General features: G+C 37.1%; 11 protein-coding genes. 4 read left to right on the forward strand and 7 right to left on the reverse strand.

Going from position 1 to position 19,534, the window contains the following annotated elements; genetic code table 11:
- Positions 1 to 159: 159 nt before the first annotated feature.
- The 7 genes from CHSO_RS00795 to CHSO_RS25265 form a co-directional block, all read right to left on the reverse strand.
- A complete protein-coding gene (locus tag CHSO_RS00795; protein ID WP_045491299.1) occupies positions 160 to 2,145 on the reverse strand; it encodes a heavy metal translocating P-type ATPase in 1,986 nt (661 codons plus the stop codon).
- Between the two features lie 44 nt (positions 2,146 to 2,189).
- Complete coding sequence (locus CHSO_RS00800; RefSeq protein WP_045491302.1) at positions 2,190 to 2,609, reverse strand: Fur family transcriptional regulator; 420 nt, start codon at positions 2,607 to 2,609, stop codon at positions 2,190 to 2,192.
- 18 nt (positions 2,610 to 2,627) lie between these two features.
- A complete protein-coding gene (locus CHSO_RS00805; protein ID WP_045491305.1) occupies positions 2,628 to 3,530 on the reverse strand; it encodes a cation diffusion facilitator family transporter in 903 nt (300 codons plus the stop codon).
- A gap of 14 nt (positions 3,531 to 3,544) precedes the next feature.
- Positions 3,545 to 4,423 carry a bestrophin family protein gene (locus tag CHSO_RS00810; RefSeq protein WP_045491308.1) on the reverse strand — a complete coding sequence of 293 codons (879 nt, stop codon included), beginning with the start codon at positions 4,421 to 4,423 and terminating at the stop codon, positions 3,545 to 3,547.
- 137 nt (positions 4,424 to 4,560) lie between these two features.
- Positions 4,561 to 5,790, reverse strand: a complete 1,230-nt coding sequence (locus tag CHSO_RS00815; protein ID WP_045491311.1) for an efflux RND transporter periplasmic adaptor subunit — start codon at positions 5,788 to 5,790, stop codon at positions 4,561 to 4,563.
- A 46-nt stretch (positions 5,791 to 5,836) separates the two neighbouring features.
- The gene (locus CHSO_RS00820; protein WP_084220901.1) at positions 5,837 to 10,198 is read right to left on the reverse strand and encodes a CusA/CzcA family heavy metal efflux RND transporter; all 4,362 of its coding nucleotides are present in this window, start codon (positions 10,196 to 10,198) and stop codon (positions 5,837 to 5,839) included.
- A 137-nt stretch (positions 10,199 to 10,335) separates the two neighbouring features.
- A complete protein-coding gene (locus tag CHSO_RS25265) occupies positions 10,336 to 10,659 on the reverse strand; it encodes a DUF6660 family protein (RefSeq protein WP_084220902.1) in 324 nt (107 codons plus the stop codon).
- Between the two features lie 352 nt (positions 10,660 to 11,011).
- Between CHSO_RS25265 and CHSO_RS24820 the strand changes: the two genes are divergently transcribed.
- From CHSO_RS24820 to CHSO_RS00845, 4 genes are read left to right on the forward strand one after another with little or no spacing between them, the layout of a single operon-like run.
- Entirely contained in the window at positions 11,012 to 11,836 is an 825-nt protein-coding gene (locus tag CHSO_RS24820) for a hypothetical protein (RefSeq protein ID WP_052480451.1), read from the forward strand.
- A 2-nt stretch (positions 11,837 to 11,838) separates the two neighbouring features.
- The gene (locus tag CHSO_RS00835) at positions 11,839 to 12,315 is read left to right on the forward strand and encodes a hypothetical protein (RefSeq protein WP_045491315.1); all 477 of its coding nucleotides are present in this window, start codon (positions 11,839 to 11,841) and stop codon (positions 12,313 to 12,315) included.
- A 41-nt stretch (positions 12,316 to 12,356) separates the two neighbouring features.
- Positions 12,357 to 18,875: an RHS repeat-associated core domain-containing protein gene (locus CHSO_RS00840; protein ID WP_084220903.1), complete on the forward strand. Its 6,519-nt coding sequence runs from the start codon at positions 12,357 to 12,359 to the stop codon at positions 18,873 to 18,875.
- Positions 18,856 to 19,458: a hypothetical protein gene (locus CHSO_RS00845; RefSeq protein ID WP_045491317.1), complete on the forward strand. Its 603-nt coding sequence runs from the start codon at positions 18,856 to 18,858 to the stop codon at positions 19,456 to 19,458. The genes CHSO_RS00840 and CHSO_RS00845 overlap by 20 nt, the downstream gene beginning before the upstream one ends.
- The last annotated feature ends 76 nt before the right edge of the window (positions 19,459 to 19,534 follow it).

Raw genomic sequence — 19,534 nt, forward strand, 5'->3', positions numbered from 1 at the left:
AAATTTTCGATTTTCTTGCGCCTTAAATATGCACAACATAAGTAGAAACCTTTGCGTCCTTGCGTCTCCCAACAACCTTTTTCCTCTACATCACAAAAAAGACTCCGCTGTAACCAGCAGAGCCTTCGTTAATATAATATAGTTGTATGTTTTTTTGGGTTAAAATTTCATCCTCTGAATTCTCACGGCATTTAAAATTGCCAACAAAGCAACTCCCACATCTGCAAATACGGCTTCCCACATTGTTGCCAAACCTCCGGCACCAAGTACAAGAACTACCGCTTTTACAGCAAAGGCAAGAATAATATTCTGCCAAACGATCTTTTTCGTTTGTTTACCGATATTAATCGCCATCGGAATTTTACTTGGTTTATCATCCTGAATAACGACATCTGCTGTTTCAATGGTGGCGTCACTTCCTAAGCCTCCCATCGCTATTCCCACATCACTTAAAGCAACTACAGGGGCATCATTCACTCCATCTCCTACAAAAGCTACCGTCTGATTTTTTGCTTTGATTTCTTTTACTTTATTCACTTTATCTTCCGGTAAAAGATCTCCGAATGCATTATCAATACCCAACTGATCGGCTACATATTTTACAACGGTTCCTTTATCTCCACTCAACATGGTTGCTTTTACTCCCATTTTATGAAGGTTATCAACCGTTTCTTTGGCATCTGTTTTAATGCTGTCTGCAATCGTGATATAGCCTGCAAACTTCTTATCATATGCTACTGCAATTAGGGTGTATACAATATTAGCATGGTTGATATCATAGCTTATATTGAACTTATCCATTAGTTTGAAGTTTCCTACCAGAAGTTCTTTTCCGTTGACGGTTGCTTTTAATCCATGCCCGGCAATTTCTTCTACATTTTCCATTGGAATAGAATAATTGACATCTCCTACATAGTTGTGAATAGCCGTGGCTACAGGGTGTGTACTTTTACTTTCCAGCAGATTAACCAGCTGCATGATTTCATCTTTATTAAATTCAGGGCTAATGCTTACTTCCTGAACTTTGAAGACTCCTTCTGTCATTGTTCCGGTTTTATCCATTACTACATTCTGAATCTCTGCAATGCTGTCCAGGAAGTTACTTCCTTTGAATAAAATTCCGTTTCGGCTGGCTGCTCCAATTCCTCCAAAATATCCTAATGGAATAGAGATTACCAAGGCACAAGGACATGAAATTACAAGGAAGATCAATGCTCTGTATAACCAATCTCTGAATTGGTAATCACCCACAAAGAAGTATGGTAAAAAAGTAATTCCTATGGCCAGAAATACAACAATCGGAGTGTATACTTTTGCAAATTTTCTGATGAATAATTCAGTAGGAGCTTTCTGGGCTGTTGCATTCTGAACCAATTCTAATATTTTGCTTAATTTACTGTCTTCATACGCTGTAGTTACCTTCACAAGGGCAATACTGTTCATATTAATCATCCCTGCCAATACTACTTCACCTTTATTTTTGGTGTCCGGTTTACTTTCACCCGTCAAGGCAGCTGTATTGAATGATGCAGAGTCGGACAATAGTTCTCCATCTAATGCCAGTTTTTCACCAGGTTTCAATTGAATGACATCACCCACTTTTGCTTCTTTTGCTTTGATGGTTTTAGGCTGATTATTGTCCATAATCGTAACCTCATCAGGTCTTTGATCCAGTAATGCTTTGATATTTCCTTTAGCTCTGGAAACTGCCATGGATTGGAAAACTTCTCCTACTGCATAAAACAACATCACCGCAACACCTTCAGGATATTCTCCGATGGCAAAGGCTCCAATGGTAGCAATACTCATCAGAAAGAATTCTGAAAATACATCTCCTTTGATCATGCTTTTATAAGCATCTTTCAGAACTGGAAATCCTACAGGGATATAGGCTGCCAAAAACCAAACTAAGCGTACCCATCCTGTAAACCATGTGGGTTTTATATAGTTGTCAAAAGCAATTCCTAATAATAAAATTACAAAGGATATAATCGCCGGGAGAAACATCTGAAAAATACTTTGATCTCCAGTATCATGAGAATGATCGTGTCCGTCATGATCGTGGTCATGCCCATCTCCTGCTGAATGATTATGTGGGTGTCCTTTTGTTTCTTTTTCCGGGGTTCTACTACAGCATTTTTCCATAACTGAAATTTTTATACAAATTTAATGGTGAGACAGATGCAATGCTATTGCAAACTTTCCAGACAATTTTCACAGATTCCTTTAGCAAAAAGCCTTATTTCATCAATCCGGAAATTGGTCTGTCTATTTTCCGGAAAGGAAATATCTTCTTTGCAGGTGGTCTGTTTACATATTTTGCAATAGAAATGAAGATGCCAGTCTTTATGGGTTTTTTCGTCACAATCATCATCACACAATTTGTATTTTGTAGTGGTATTTTCCTGAATGCTGTGAACAATTCCTTTTTCCTCAAAGGTTTTTAAGGTTCTGTAAATGGTAATCCTATCTGCATTTTCAAAGTGATTTTCTATTTCAGACAGAGACATTGCAGCATCCTGTGAGCTTAGAAAATCATACACCAGAATCCTCATGCTTGTAGGCTTGGTATTTTTATCGATGAGTTTGTTTTCTATATCTTTTTTCATTGTTAATCCTTTAAAATATTACAGATGTACTTCATTTTCCTCATATCCTTCTTCTTCAATCTGAAAAGTGGTATGGCTTATTTTAAAATTCTCAATCGTTGTATCTCTCAATGTTTTTAATAGTTGATTCTGGGAAGCTCCATCATCCTTAACAACATGGGCGCTCATTGCATTCACACTGGAAGTCAGTGACCATACATGCAGATCATGAACATCCTTCACTCCCGGAATCTGTTCCAGAGATTTTCGAAGGTCTTGAATATCTACATCAGCCGGAGTTCCTTCCAGCAATACATTGATGGCTTCTTTCAACAGTCTCCATGTTCGTGGAAATATTAATAATCCAATGGCTGCGGAAATTAATGGATCTGCATAATACCAGCCGGTTGTCAGCATAATCACTCCGGCAATCATTACTCCCACAGAAGTTAACATATCGGACAATACTTCAAAATAAGCGCCTTTCATGTTCAGGCTTCCTTCTGAATCTTTTCTGAGAATCATCATACCAGCAACATTCACCAATAATCCGATTCCGGCTACAATCAGCATTGATTTGCTCTGCACTTCCGGTGGATTCTGAAATCTTTGATAGGCCTCGAACAATACATAGATTGAAATTCCTAAAAGAACAACAGCATTGATTACGGCTGCTAATATTTCGGTACGGTAATATCCGTAGGTTCTTGAAGGGTCTGCTTTTTTCTCTCCTATCTTTATGGCTATAAATGCCAGCAATAAGCCCACAACATCCGTCAGCATATGTGCTGCATCGGCTAATAAGGCAAGACTGTTCGTTACAATTCCGCCTATGACCTCAGCAATAAGATAAGTTCCGCTCAGGCATAATACAATCAGCAGATTTTTTTTGTGCCTGCTTGCTGCGGATGGAGTTTGTATTGGTGTTTTGGTATTTTCCATAGCTCATGAATTAATTACATTTCATAATAGGATGTATTTTCTTTTTTAGGTGGAACGTTTTGTTCCCCAATCATTTGTCTGATATTAATCTCTATGGTTTGTGCCAGCGAGGTTACCGGAGTATCTACAGGTCTGTTTTCAAAGGGATCCTGCATCATGATAGAGGTCTTTTCGATGGTAATGAACACGATCGGAATCAGGAAAGTAATGAGAATCTCTATGATTAGCTGAGAGTCATCCAATCCAAATGGTAATATAATCGCAAATACATAGATCAAGGTATGAACCAGAATACTGTAAGACCTGGGAAATACCGTATTCTTTAATCTTTCACATTTTCCCATACTGTCGCAAAGCCTGGTTACCATATCATTCAGCTGCATTTGCTGGAAATCTGTCAATTTTGAATTTCCTATCTCTTTAAGCTGCTTAGAATGTGCATCCAGAAGAGCATTTGGAATATTAGCGCCATTGATCTGATTTTCTTTCAAATAGTTCTGAACTTTATCTGAAAAAGGTAATTTTCTCAATGATTCTCCTAAAGCATAGGTCCAAATGATCTGTCTCTCTGCAAATTCCCGGACTGTTTTATGATCTTCAGCAGGTAAAAACTGAATGACCAGCCTTACGAAGCTTCTGGAATCATTTACGATAGCCCCCCAAACAGTTCTTGCTTCCCACCATCTTTCATAAGACTGAGAGGTTCTGAATGCCAGCAACAATGATACTGCTGTTCCCAAGAGCGCAGGAATATTCAGGGGAAGTGAAATTTTCCGGAACCATGGCAGCATATCCAAAAGGCCAATGGCTACAGCAAATATTCCGATGAACAGAATCTGAGATTTTATTTCACGGATGAAATACCAAACTGATATTTTTTTGTTTAATAGCATAATAATTCATGTATTAAATATTGTAAGATACTCTTTACTTTTCCCTCAGTCGGTTTTTATACTTCAATATAATAAGCCCGTAAACAGCTCTAATTTACGTATAAAAATCAACATTTCGCTGATTCTGATCTCTTGTCCTAGTGTTCGTGTTCTCCTGAATTCACTAATTTGGCATTCACAAAAAAGGCAGATTTTACTACGATTTTAGCATTATCCGGAATATTCCCGACAGGAGTAATGGCTGTATATCCCATATCTGAAGTTCCTTTCACCACTTCTACTTTTTCAAAATTCAACGTTTTAGGATGAGGTTTCCCTTTTTCGTCATGTTCTTCTTCTACTTTTTTATCAGTTTGAATAAAGATATAGAACTTCCCGTCTGCTTCTACGATGGCTTCGGTAGGGACAGCTGGAGTAACACTTTTATCAAGGCTTACGATCCCGGTGATATTCATTCCGTCAATTAGTCCTGCTTTATTTCCGATCACCTCGCAGTGCATGGAAATGGTTTTACTCTCATTTTCAAAGGAAGAACCAATACTATAAATCTTCGCATCATATTCGGTTTCCGGATTATTGGTTAACTTGAAGTGAACAATCTGCCCTACTCTCATCTTTGGAAGATCTTTTTCAAATACCTGAAGATCCAGATGAATAGAACCGTTATCAATTACTGTAGCCACAGGAGACGAAATATCTACATAGCTTCCTATCTGAGCGGTAATACTGCTGATGGTTCCACTGATCGGAGCTGTAATCACCAAACCGGACCTCATATTACCGTTGTTTACATTTCCGGGATTGATTCCCATCATCTGAAGCTGTTTTAAAAGAGATGCTCTTTTGGTTCTTAATGTTTTCAGCTCTGCATCGGCACTTTGAAGATTCTTCTTGGCTCCGGCATCGTTATCAAAAAGCTCTCGTTGTCTTCTGAACTCCTGTTCTGCATAGGTAATTCTGCTGTTGGTCGTTAAATAATCTTCCTGCAGCTGGATGTATTCCGGATTGGCAATGGTGGCAATCACCTGACCCTTTTTCACAATACTTCCTACCTGAATATTTATCGTTTTGATGATTCCGCCATACAAAGAAGTAATGGTTGCTTTATTGCTGTTCGGTACACTCAGAAGACCGTTGGCTTTGATGGTGGAAGTAAGTTCTTTCATTTCTACAGTTCCTAAAGCCACACCAACCGATTTCATTTGCTCTTCGGTTAAAGAGGCAATGGTTTGTGGTTCTTCTTCATGTGCCTGCTCTTTCTGTTCTGTCTTTTCAGGAGCTTTTTCTTCTTTAGCTTCTTTTTTTCCGCAGCTTACAGCAAACAGAGAGATGAGTACAAGGGCTACGATATTATATTTGAATTTCATATTTGAATTTTTATGGATGCTAAGGTCTTTTACAATCGACTTCATATTATTTATTAATGATTGAATTAATGGTTACTACAGCTTGATTCACCTGCTGAATAGATTCCAGATATTTCAACTGAATATTCGTTGCCGTCTGCAGCGCAAAAAGATATTCCACATAGGAAATTTCACCTGTTTTATATCCTAATTGAGCGGCTTTTACAATTTTTTCAGCATTGGGCAACGCCTGATTGATATAATAATCATACTGCTGGATATCCTGCTGGTATTGATTAAAAGCGTTTTCTAACTGTGCTGTAAGTTGCTTTTTTTGCATCCTCGCATTGGTTTCCGCTACTTGTTTATCATATTCCAACGCCCGCATTCTTGCTTTCGTAGCTCCAAATGTTAATGGAATGGCTACTCCTACTGTTGCCGATTGAAAACGTTTTCCGGAATCGTAAAAATTCTCTTGCCCGTTGATGGTATGGAAACCTATCAGTGACTGGTTGGTATATCCTAAGCTAAAATCCGGTAACCCTGTAGCTTTTTCAACTTTTTTATTCTTCTCCGCAATTTCCATTTCATGATAAAATGCTTTTACCGTAGGATTATTGGCTACCACGGTACTATCCAATACATTTTCCGCTTTTAAAGGTTCATAGTTTGTTTTGAATGGAACTTCCAGATTCTCGGAGGTATTTAAAAGTGTTTTTAAATTTTTATAGGCATTATTTAAGTACACTTCATTCTGTCTCAGCAGCAGATCTACTTCTCCTTTTTGGGTTTCTGCCGTGTTAATCTCAATCTTTTTGATATCACCCGCCTTAAATCTTACCGTTGCAATTCTGATAAAATCTTCATAATACCCGGCAAGATTAGTGAGTTTTTCTTTGTTATACTGAAAATATTCAATCTCATAATAATAGGTACGAACATCTTTAATCAGTTCATTGGTTGTGATCTCTTTATCAATCTGCTTGCTTTTAATCGTTTCATTGATGAGTTCCTTTCTCGCTTTAAATAGGGTTGGAAAAGGAATACTTTGTGAAATGGCAAATGACTGGTCAAATTTAGGGCTGTTGTATTGTCCTAACTGAGCATCAAAGCTTAATTTGGGCAGTTCTTTAGCAGTTGGTCTCAAAGCTTCTGCTGATTTAATGCTTAAATCTTTTGACTGCAAGGTTAAATTATTATCCATCGCCATTTGTACAGCCTCCTCAACAGATATTGGTCTGGACTGAGCTTTGAAGGTCTGCCCCAATATCATTAATCCAAAAATAAGAACTACGGTTAATGACTGCATATTATTATTCTTTCTTTTCAAAATCTTTGTGTTAAAAATGATATACAACATTGGCAGCACAAATAATGTAAGGAATGTAGCAGTTACAAGCCCTCCAATGACTACGGTTGCCAAAGGCTTCTGCACTTCCGCTCCTGCTCCTGTAGAAATGGCCATCGGTAAAAATCCTAAAGAAGCAACTGTTGCGGTCATCAGAACGGGTCTTAATCTGGTTTTGGTTCCTTCAAAAACTCGTTTTAAAATGTCTGTTTCTCCTTCTTTCTCCAACTGGTTAAAGGTTCCTATCAATACAATTCCGTTAAGTACTGCGACTCCAAACAGGGCAATGAACCCAATTCCGGCACTGATACTGAACGGCATATCTCTTATTACAAGCGCAAAAACACCTCCGATAGCACTCATTGGAATGGCCGTAAAGATCAAAGCGGCCTGCTTGAATGATTTAAACGTGAAATACAGCAACATGAAAATAAGCAACAGTGATACTGGAACTGCAATCATCAGACGCTTACTTGCTTCCTGAAGGTTTTCAAACTGCCCACCATAGGTAAAATAGTATCCGGATGGTAATTTCACTTTATCCAGTTTGGCCTGAATATCTTTTACCACACTTTCCACATCTCTCCCTTTCACGTTAAAACCTATTACGATTCTACGTTTTCCCTGTTCACGGCTGATCTGTGCCGGACCAAGTTTATAGCTCACATTCGCAACCTGTGACAATGGAATCTGAGCTCCGGAAGCCGAGGTTATCATCAGGTTATTTACATCTGAGATATCGGTTCTGTGAAGGCTATCCAAGCGGACCACCAAATCAAAACGCCTTTCATTTTCAAAAACCTGTCCGGCAGCTTTCCCTGCAAAGGCAGTACTTACCGCATTGTTGACATCTTCTATATTGAGCCCGTAATTAGCAATTCTTGTTCTGTCATATTGTACATTGATTTGCGGAAGCCCACTTACTCTTTCAATCTGAGGAGCAGTTGCCCCACCAACGGTTTGAATAATTTTTCCCACTTTATCAGCATACACAGCCAGTGAATCTAGGTTTTCCCCAAAAATCTTCACGGCAACATCCTGTCTGATCCCTGTCATCAATTCATTAAAACGCATCTGAATAGGCTGATTTTTCTCAAAGAATACTCCGGGAATCGTTTCCAGCTTTTCACTGATCTCATCGGCCAGTTCGTTATAGGATTTTTTGGTCTTCCATTCACTTTGTGGTTTTAATACTACAATCATATCCGTTGCTTCCGGTGGCATTGGATCTGTGGGAACTTCAGCTGATCCGGTTTTTCCAACAACCATTTTCACCTCATCAAACTGTTTGATAATTCTGGAAGCCTGCATAGAGGTTTCTATACTCTGGCTGAGTGAGCTTCCCTGTGGCAAAATACAGTGGAACGCAAAATCTCCTTCCTGTAATTGAGGAATAAACTCACCACCCATATTTTTAAAGACGAAAGCTGCAATCACAAAAACCGCTACTGTTGTCGAAACAATAATATATTTTACTTTAATAGCTTTCTGTAATAAGGGCTGATAAATCTTCTGCAGAAAATTCATCATTTTATCTGAAAAAGTTTCTTTGTGTGATACTTTTTTAGACAAGAATAGAGCACTCATCATCGGAATGTAAGTCAATGAAAGGATCAGTGCTCCAAGAATGGCGAATCCAACTGTTTTAGCCATTGGTGTAAACATTTTTCCTTCCACCCCAGCCAGAGTAAGGATTGGAATATATACAATCAGGATAATAATTTCCCCAAATGCTGCACTGCTTCTAATTTTTGATGCTGAAAGAAACACTTCTTCATCCATTTCAGACTGCGTTAACGTCCGCATTGATTTCCTTACGCCTAAATGATGCAAGGTGGCTTCCACAATGATAACGGCTCCATCCACAATGAGTCCGAAGTCTATAGCTCCAAGACTCATCAGGTTGGCACTTACTCCAAAAACATTCATCATTCCCAGAGCAAATAAAAGAGAAAGTGGAATGGCTGAAGCTACAATAAGACCTGCTCTTAAATTTCCAAGGAAAACCACAAGAACGAATATAACAATCAAAGCTCCTTCAATCAGATTCTTTTCAACAGTACTGATGGCTCTTCCTACTAAGTCTGTTCTGTCCAAAAACGGTTCTATCACCACATCATCCGGAAGAGACTTCTGAATGGTAGGAATTTTTGCTTTAATATTGTTGACAACTTCATTACTGTTAGCTCCTTTGAGCATCATCACTACTCCACCTACCGCATCTACCTTTCCGTCATAGGTTAATGCTCCATAACGTACGGCACTTCCTAAACGAACATCCGCAACATCTTTGATGAAGATTGGAACACTTCCGGTTTCATTTTTAACGGCAATATTTTTAATATCTTCCAGAGAAGTTACCAGTCCGATTCCACGGATAAAATAGGCATTGGGTTTCTTGTCAATATAAGCACCTCCTGTATTTTGATTATTTTTTTCAAGGGCTGTAAAGATTTCGGTAATACTGGTTCCCATAGCCTTCAATCGATTAGGATCGATAGCCACTTCGTATTGTTTAAGCTCACCTCCAAAACTGTTGATCTCAGCTACTCCCGGAGTTCCGTTGAGCTGTCTGCGAACAATCCAGTCCTGCATGGTTCTTAGTTCCTTAGCATCATATTTCTTCTCACTGCCTTTTTTAGGGTGAAGAATATATTGATATACTTCTCCAAGACCTGTACTTACTGGAGCTAATTCGGGAGTTCCCACTCCTTTGGGAATTTCTTCCACAGCATTTTTTAACTGTTCATTGATAAGCTGTCTGGCAAAATATATGTCAACATTTTCTTTGAAGACTACTGTAATAACAGAAAGTCCGAATCTTGAAATACTTCTTGTTTCCTGAATATCCGGAACATTGGCAATACTTTGCTCAATGGGAAAGGTTACCAGTTGTTCTACTTCCTGCCCTGCCAGTGTAGGGCAAGCGGTAATGATTTGAACCTGATTGTTGGTAATATCCGGTACGGCATCTATAGGTAATTTGGAGGCACTCCATACTCCCCAGATGACCAATAGCAGGGTCATAATACCAATAACAGCCTTGTTCTTGATACTGAATTTTATGATTTTATCTAACACGATTTTTATTTAATTTTATTGAAAATATAAGCATACAGCATAGAATACTGCAGCAAAAATATCCTGAAAACCTCTGCAATGGTATTGCAAAGTTTCAAGTAGGTGCAGAAAGCATAACTTTCTAACAATCAATACAATTAAATTTTAGGAGGTTGCCAGATAGGATCGTATATCTGATAGGCAAAGTCGTTTTTGTGAAATAAGATTTTCTTTGAAAAATAAGCAGGAATCTGTTCAGGGAGTTCCAGTAATGGATCCATTTTAAAAGCAGAAACAGTCATCTGGCAACAACTACAAGCACACAATGGCGAGCAAATATCCCCTTTGTCTGTGGAATGACTCTCAGAAATGCTTAAAGAAATTACTTTGTTTCCTGAATTTAATGGATGAGACACGTCTTCACATGGCATTAAAGATAACGCCATGAAATAAATTGCCAATATCCATCTTAAGAGGTTCATTGCTACAAAGGTAAAGTTTTTTTATAAAATGGGTGAATCTTCAACGTTTTAAACATGACAAAAATCATTCCCCCCTCATCCTTACAGGTTTTTCAAAAATTATATTTATCACTCAACTGTTATATATTTTCAAAAAAAATGCCATACTTATTATTGCATCCATTAAGATAATTAACAAATCCATAAATCTTCCAAAAACCCCTATTAATAAACAGTTCCCCACTCTTTCAAACAGGCTTTTACTACCTTTGTGAAAAATTAAATAACCGTTATTAAAGTAATACAACAATTCACAATCCATAAGAAATATTCTCATTTATTTCAATCTCTAAACAAAATTAATTTTTTATATATGAAACGAACACTACTATTGGTTTGCACTATAGCTGCGTCCAGTATTTTCGCACAAAGCTGGAACACTACAGGAAATTCAGGCACAGATTCTTCTACCAATTTCTTGGGAACATCGGATGCAAAAGACTTAGTTTTAAAAACCAATAACATGGAAAGAATCCGTTTGAATGCCAATGGAGCTGTAGGGATTACTGGAGCTTCTTCGGATGGAATTGCTCTTAATGTATCTGGGAGAACTCTAATCACAGCAAGTGCCTTATCTGATACGTTCTATGTAGGAAATACTGCTGCCAATCACCCGGGTGGAAACTCCCTTGTTTTCCTAAGATACAGTCTTTATCAGCCCAATAACCCAGGGATATTAGATGTAGCAGGATGGCCAACTTCTACGACTTACGGATGGATTATGTCACTACGAGCAAACGGAAAACTTTTTTTAGGAACCAATCCTGATGCTACATGTGGGGATTGCAGCGAATTCAGAATGTTTGTGAAAGACGGAATCCGAACAGAAAAGGTAAAGATTGATGTTGCCACAGCCAACGGTTGGGCAGATTATGTATTTAACAAAAACTATAGACTTAGAACTTTAGAAGAGGTTGAAAAGCATATTGAAGAAAAAGGTCATTTGCCGAATATTCCTTCTACAGATGAGGTCATGAAAAATGGAATTAACCTTGGTGAAATGGATGCTAAACTTCTTGAAAAGATTGAAGAGCTGACTCTTTATTCAATTGAACAAAATAAGCAGCTAAAATCTCAATCAGAAGAAATTAAAGAATTAAAAAAACAGGTACAACAAATATTAACCACAAAAAGATAAACATGAAAAGAAAATTACTTTCTGCATTTTCTCTATTGATCGGTTTTCTGGGATATTCTCAGACAGAAGTCTATTTTAAATATGATGAAGCCGGAAACCAACGATATAGAGGAACGAATGCTGCTGCTAAAAAAGCACCTGAAGAAATAGTAAAACAAGAAGCTGAGGCAGCAAAAACTGCTATTGCAAAGCAAGAACCTCAAATGGATGAAAAAACATTTCTGAAAAACATCAGATTGTACCCGGTTCCTGTCAACGATTTTCTTACGATAGACTGGACTGAAGAAGTAGATGGTCTTATTGAATCTGTTTCATTGTACCAGCATAGTACTACTCACTGGAAATTTCAACAACAGAATATGCCAGATCTAAACCGTCAGGTAAAAATCAATATGACCGGTTATGACTGGGGAGTATACATCCTTAGGTTTACTTTAAAAGACGGAAGAGTCTTTGGTAGAAATGTAACCAAGCGATAAGAAAATCATTATTTATCATTTATAAAACAACTAATACAACAATGAAATTATTTTCATCATTGATATTATCCTTGTGTTCTGTATTGGGCTTTTCGCAGACCATACTGTATCAGGCGGAAACCATATCCCGTACTGTTCAGGACCCACAATCGGTTGTTATGGCACAAGGATTTCATGCTACATCAAATGTTTCAAATCCATTTATAGCAAAAATAGGTCCTGCCACAGGAAGTTCAGGCGGTGGCCCAGTGGATTCAGGAGCAGGAGGTAATAATCCCTCCGGAGCCACAACATCAAAAGGACAACCTTTTCATGACACCAAGGGTAATATAGACGTTTCAGGATCTGGACAATTACAATTTACACTCCCTATTGCTCTGCCACCGGGAGTAAAAAACATTGCTCCACAAACCAATCTTGTATACACTAGTGGCACAGGAAATGGCAGTGCCGGATATGGATGGAACATATCAGGAATCTCCTCTATTTCAAGGGTAGGAAAAAACGTTGAAAGCGATGCAGAAACAAAAGGAATTAAACTAGATTATTCAGACCGTTATAGCTTTAACGGACAAAGATTAATCTTAAAAAATGGAGAATATGGAAAAGATGGATCTGAATATGTAACAGAAAAATATTCTAATGTAAAGATTAAATCCATAGGATCTATTAATCCGGCACAGGGATGGCAAGGCCCTGAATATTGGGAAGTTACTTTTGAAGATGGTTCACAAGCCTGGTTTGGTCGTAATTTGAGCGCAAAAACCCCAACAGAATATAATATAAGCGAATGGAAAGACGCACAAGGAAATTATATTTCTTATGAGTATATATTAGAAAACAATATTGCTACTATAAATAATATAAAATGGGGTGGAAATAAAACCCTAAACACCCCTCACTTCAATAGCATTGAGTTTAACTATTCTACGTCAAGGACCTTAAATGAGCAATCTTATATAAATGGTGTAAGATATACTCAAACCAATCTCTTATCGGAAATTAAAGTAACTTCAAATGGTAATCCTTTTAAGAGATACAGTATAGAATATACAAACAATGGAACAAGTTACCAGTTTGCCAATAAGATTACAGAACATAATGCGGACGGAGTACCATCAGATCCTGTCATTCTAAAATACCCAGGTATGGTAAACTCTTATGCCGCATCATATGATACTGAACCCGATCCTTTTAATAATGTAAGATTTGTAGGAGATTTCAATGGAGACTCTTATCTGGATTTCTTAATGAACAACGGTACCGTAAAACTAGGTGCCCTTAATGAGACTTTCACTTCCATTGCTACAGGTAAGACTTTTGCAAATAATGCTAAAGTGGTCAATACATTGTTAGATGAAGACGGCCAGGTATATAGTGGAAATGGGATTATTGAATATAAAGATAGTAGAATTTTAGGGTATATTTTTAGAGATAATAACTTTGTAAAAGTATTTGAAAAAAACTTAGAAAGTACATGGTTTGGTTATAAAGATGACCATATTATTCTAGAAGTTGGTGATTTCAACGGAGATGGTATCCCTGATGTATTTCTTGATGATGGCTTCTCACCTCCTAATAAATCAAGAGCTGTTGCAGACCTTAAATATCCAGACACACCAATTAATGGTATTATTTCAACAATCAATGATGATTTATATCCTGATCAAAAATATATGGATATTGATGGTGACGGGAAAGTGGAAATCATCAGTGTATCAGGGTCACAATATACTGTCTTTGAATTTACAAAATTCAACTCCTACGCTTACGAGAAGAAAATAAAATTCTCAGGATCATTACTGGAAAACAAAGATCCTGAATTTCCAGTCTTATATGGAGATTTCAATGGTGACGGGAAACTTGACTTTGCTATTCCTATTACAGATTACGCCATTGGGAAACCTGACGATTGGAGGTTTTATATGGGAACAGAAAAAGGATTTACCCCTTACTTAAAGAATGAATTTTTCACCTATAGAAAATTCCAGAAAGAAGTAAATGGGAATTATGCAAAATTTGCCAAACAATATTTCTTCTCTGTTACTGATATGAACAAAGATGGAAAGTCTGATATTGTTCAGGTTTTCTCATACAATCAGATTAACATGATGAATGCGAATGGCTCCAGAGATTTTGGGTATGTCGTAAGCGCCAAGATTGCTAATGGTTCTGACATTGACGGAACTCCTAACTTCGCTCCCAACTGGTCATTCCAGAGTCCTAAGTTTCAAGTCCCTGATCTTCTTGATCTGACCCTGTTTGCCCCTATGACTAATCCTGTCAAATCCGGTAATAATTATTATAATGTTTTTATATACTGGAAAGATATTCTACACAAAATCCAAGGGCCCACTCCAATTGCTCAACTGGCAAGAATAAGTTCAATTAAACAAGGAGGAATCACTACTAGGATAAAATACTTAGAAATGGTTCCGGATAACATCAATAATCCTGATTTTTATAAGAAGGATAAAAAAGTAGTATATCCATATTATTCTTTAAGCAGAGCCGATCAAATGTATGCCGTCTCACAGCTTGAGCAAGACGGCAGAAAACAAGATTTCAGATATAGAGGCGTTACAGGAAACATGCCAGGGAAAAGAATGGTTGGATATCATCAGACTGCAAATTCCTCATGGTATGCCAACGGATTTGAAAAAACAAAAATTTGGTCAGGAATAGAGATTGATCCCTTAAAAGATGGTGCTCCTGTAAAATTATGGTCAATCAGAACTAATGACGAATCTAAAATTTTCCCTGCGGATCTTTCTGAAAACAATACTCAACTATTAACCTTCAAATCTACATCCTATCAATCTACACAACTTGTCAATGGACAAGCAGTATCTGTAGTATCTGATGATGAAAAACCGAAAGTTGTAAAAGTAGTACTCCCTTTAAGAAGCAGAGAAAAAGACTTTTTAACAGGTACCATTACTTCAAATGGTACTAGCTATGGAGATTATTATCTTCCAACCAGTACTACATCTATTGTAAATGATGACTTAGCAACTACTCGATCTTCATTTGAGTATATCCACAATCCAACAGGAACAGGAGCTGATTATTATATTGGCCGTCCAAAGACTAAAACTGATATTATTTATGCTTATGGTGATAATAAATCTGTTAAACAGGAGTACACGTATGAAAATAATTTATTAAAAAATCAAAAAAATTGGAACAGAGATAACACAGAGTTTTTCCAAGAAACTTATAGTTATGATGGATTTGGTAATATTATTCAAAAAGAAGTAGCTAATAGCATAGATAATCAAACCCAAACAAGCAAAGCAGAATATGATCCAAAGGGAAGATTTGTGATCAAAAGGATTGACAATCTAGGATTGGAGACTAATATCCTTTATAATGATTGGGGACAAATTGAAAAGCAAACAGATCCACTGGGAAATACTCTTACTAATACCTATGACCGTTGGGGAATGCTTCTTACCTCAAAAACTAATTTAGGAGGAACAACCAGTTATCAGTATTATAGGGATGACGACTCCAATATTACCATAACTCAATATGATCCTGACAATGATATATCTAAAAAGTATATCAATAAATTAGGTCAAACATATCAAGTATCCAATAAAACCTTTAGACAGGGACGGTTTATTGCCAAAGAAACATATTATGACATTCTGGGAAGAATTGTAAAAGAGTCTGAACCCTATTATGAACAAAGCCTAGGCCCTTCTGGTTGGAATACAATAGAATATGATGACTCTGTATTTCCTGCTAAAGTTAAAGCTAAAGCTTTTACTGGTAAAGAAACAGAAACTTTTGTTACCGGGTTAACAACAACTGTCCATGAAATCAACGGAAATGGAAGGACAAACTCCCAAACAACAGATGCTTTAGGAAATATAATTTCCACAACAGATAAAGGTGGAACTATTCTATTTTCTTATAATGCTGCAGGTGAACAAATCAAAGCTCAATATGCAGAAAATATAGTAACTACAAAATATGACTCTTGGGGAAGAAGATCTGAATTTAATGATCCTTCCAATGGACTATATAAATATGATTACAATGGCTTTGGTCAGCCTAATAAGATTATTAGTCCAAAGGGAACTAAAGAATATACTTATAACGCTTTAGGACAGTTAATCACACAAAAAGAATTTTCTACAACAGACGGCGGAGCTGCTACTGATAAGATTATTTCTTTCACCTATGATAATAAGGGTAGACTCATTTCAAAGGCTGGAACATCTAAAGGAAAGTCGTTTAGTTCAAATGCTTCTTATGATCCTCAAGGAAGGCTTTTATCATCATCTGAAAGCAGCAATGGTAAATATTTTATGCAGAAAGGAATTACCTATGATGATAAAGCGAGAGTAGTTTCTTATGAAAAGCACTTATATTCTTCCGGCGTACTTAGCAAAGTACAGATTGAGAATTTATATCATCCATGGAATGGAGATCTATATCTGGTAAAAGATAAGGAAACAGGTAAAAATCTATGGGAGCTAAAAGAGACAGATGCTAAGGGAAGAGTATGGAGAGCTAAACTTGGTACTTCTGAACTCAATAGCTTCTATGATGATAATGGGTTTTTAACAAGTGTTAATCATTCTTCACCTGTAAAAAGTGGAATCCTTCAGCTTTCATATTCATTTGACGCTCTTAAGAATGAACTTACAAGCCGCTCAACGGGAGGAGATTTCAATATTACGGAATCTTTTAGTTATGATGATAACAACCGACTGACCAATTGGGCTAATCCGATGACCGGAATTAAAGACCCTCTTGCTATTCTTAATGTTTATGATGTTAAAGGAAGAATTATTGAAAATGATCAGATAGGAAAAATTAAATTTGAAAACTCTGCTAAAATCTATCAGCCAACAGGAATGACCCTTAATGCAGCAGGAATGGAAAATTATAATAATGATCTGATCCAAAGCATTATTTACAATGAAAATAATGATCCTGTATTTATTGATGGAGAAAAAGGAGATGTTGCATTTCAGTATGGATTAACAGCCATGAGACAGAGAGCTACCTATGGAGGAAACTTTACTGCTGATGGAGAAGGTAAGTTCACGAAATTCTACAGTGAAGACGGAAGCTTTGAAGTGGTAAAAGATAATACCACCGGGAAAGAAAAGCATATTTTATATATCGAAGGCTCACCTTATGAAAGTAACATAGTCTATTTAAAGAATTATGATGAATCAACAGGCTCATATAAATTTTTGCATAAGGATTATTTAGGTAGTATCTTAGCAATAAGCGATGAAGCTGGAAATAAACTTGAACAGAGACATTTTGATGCATGGGGGAACCTCACTCACCTGCAGATAGGAAGTGCAGCAATTATAACCGACAAGCAGCAATTAGCAAATACTGATTTGTTAATTAATAGAGGCTATACAGGCCATGAGCATTTTGCTGAAGTAGGTCTCATTCACATGAACGGAAGATTATACGATCCGTTATTGCGAAGGTTCTTAAGTGCAGATGAAAACATTCAGGCACCATTTAATACTCAAAACTATAATAAGTATGGGTATGTACTGAATAATCCTTTAATGTATGCCGATCCAAGTGGAGAATTTATTTGGATAGCTGTAGGTGCATTAGCTGGAGCTTATTTCACAGGCGTAAAAGCTAATGGCTCATGGAATCCTACCCAATGGAACTGGGGAGCTACTTGGGGTAAAATTGCAATGGGTGGTGCTATTGGTGCATTTACAGGTGGGTTAGGTTCCGCCGTAGGTATGACTGCCGCCAGCATTGCAGCTACTTCATGGGGAATATCAGGTGGAATCTTAGGAGGTGCCATAGTAGGTGCAGCAGGAGGTGCTGTTGCAGGTGCAGTTAGTGGATTTGCAAGTGCAGTAATGTTTGGCGAAAATGTTTTGAAAGGAACTCTAATGGGAGGTTTATCCGGAGCAGCTATGGGGGGCGTTATAGGTGGAATTGCAGGAGGAGTACAGCAGATAGCTGCTAATATACAGGCTGCTAAAATAGGTGCACCCCAGGGAACAATATTAAAAGGCGCTCCTATTGCTGAAGGGAGAAGTGCCTGGACCTTAAACAATACAGCAAAGGCAGCTCCTAAAACAACTACAGTTGGAGCTCCTAAGGTAGGTAAGCTTACAACTGGAGATCCAGAATTTCTTGGAATTGAAGAAACGATTGGCTACAATATTGATCCTGTAAGTGAGCAAATGACTCCTATTACTAGATGGGATAAGCCTAATGTACCTGAAGGAAGTATCAGAGTACGCCATCATACATCTAATTCAGCTGTTAATGCTATCAAAAAAAGTGGTTCTATAAATGTTTCATCGCCTAGACCATATGGAGTTGATGTTGAAATGGAACCTTTTATAAGTCCATCGAAAGTACAATTGGGACAGGCAGCAGGTGGTTCTCGTGGTGGTGGATATATAGAATTTACAGTCCCTAAATGGGGGGTAACCCCTACTCCTCATATTGGTGGCACGGGAAATTCTGGTAGAATTATGATAGAAGGACGTATGCAACTGGATATAAGAAGTTTGAACCCAAAATATGTTAAACGTTGGTGGTAGCCTTTTTAATGAAAAGATGAAAAAAATAAAATTAGAATATAACTTCTGTGTATTTTTATTTGCTTATTTAAATCAAGCAGACTTATCATTACACAGAGCAGGATGGACAAGTATCAGAGAATTGAAAAATTTTTATTCACATCAGGTAGACCCTAAAAAAGTAGTGAACTTTTTAATATTAAATGCGGATATAAATGTTAATCAATTAGAATATTATTACGGAATAAAAGAGTATGGTTTTAAAAAAATTATCTTTTCACGAATATTTTCTTTACTTGGATTTTCTCCTGTATTCCTTAAGGATGAAATTTATTATATATGTCAAAGGTTGATAGATCTTGAAAAAATGCTTGAAAGAGATGATGAGGTTCATCGATTGGAAATGGAAAATTTAAGAGTTGAAATATCAAAATTCTCTTTAGGAATGCTTAGGTATAAAATATCCCGTAAAGATTATAATAAAGCATTAAAAATTGAACATTACTTGCAACATGATGGGCTACAGGACATTAAAATCAAAGAATTCATAAAAAAGCTTCCTGATTCCCCCGCTGCGCAAAGTCTCCAGACTTTGAGCAAATAAATAAAAGTAATTTATTAACATTTTCCAAAGTCGGGAGACCTCGGAGAGTAGGGTTCTTGGAAGAAAATAATGTTTG

The sequence above is a fragment of the Chryseobacterium sp. StRB126 genome, from assembly GCF_000829375.1.
Taxonomy (GTDB): domain Bacteria; phylum Bacteroidota; class Bacteroidia; order Flavobacteriales; family Weeksellaceae; genus Chryseobacterium.

What these genes read in the sequence shown, in the direction of transcription:
- CHSO_RS00795 (WP_045491299.1), bottom strand. Translation starts at nt 2,145, where the DNA reads ATGGAAAAATGCTGTAGTAGAACCCCGGAAAAAGAAACAAAAGGACAC.
- CHSO_RS25265 (WP_084220902.1), bottom strand. Translation starts at nt 10,659, where the DNA reads ATGAACCTCTTAAGATGGATATTGGCAATTTATTTCATGGCGTTATCT.
- CHSO_RS00800 (WP_045491302.1), bottom strand. Translation starts at nt 2,609, where the DNA reads ATGAAAAAAGATATAGAAAACAAACTCATCGATAAAAATACCAAGCCT.
- CHSO_RS00810 (WP_045491308.1), bottom strand. Translation starts at nt 4,423, where the DNA reads ATGCTATTAAACAAAAAAATATCAGTTTGGTATTTCATCCGTGAAATA.
- CHSO_RS00815 (WP_045491311.1), bottom strand. Translation starts at nt 5,790, where the DNA reads ATGAAATTCAAATATAATATCGTAGCCCTTGTACTCATCTCTCTGTTT.
- CHSO_RS00835 (WP_045491315.1), top strand. Translation starts at nt 11,839, where the DNA reads ATGAAAAGAAAATTACTTTCTGCATTTTCTCTATTGATCGGTTTTCTG.
- CHSO_RS00845 (WP_045491317.1), top strand. Translation starts at nt 18,856, where the DNA reads ATGTTAAACGTTGGTGGTAGCCTTTTTAATGAAAAGATGAAAAAAATA.
- CHSO_RS00805 (WP_045491305.1), bottom strand. Translation starts at nt 3,530, where the DNA reads ATGGAAAATACCAAAACACCAATACAAACTCCATCCGCAGCAAGCAGG.
- CHSO_RS24820 (WP_052480451.1), top strand. Translation starts at nt 11,012, where the DNA reads ATGAAACGAACACTACTATTGGTTTGCACTATAGCTGCGTCCAGTATT.
- CHSO_RS00840 (WP_084220903.1), top strand. Translation starts at nt 12,357, where the DNA reads ATGAAATTATTTTCATCATTGATATTATCCTTGTGTTCTGTATTGGGC.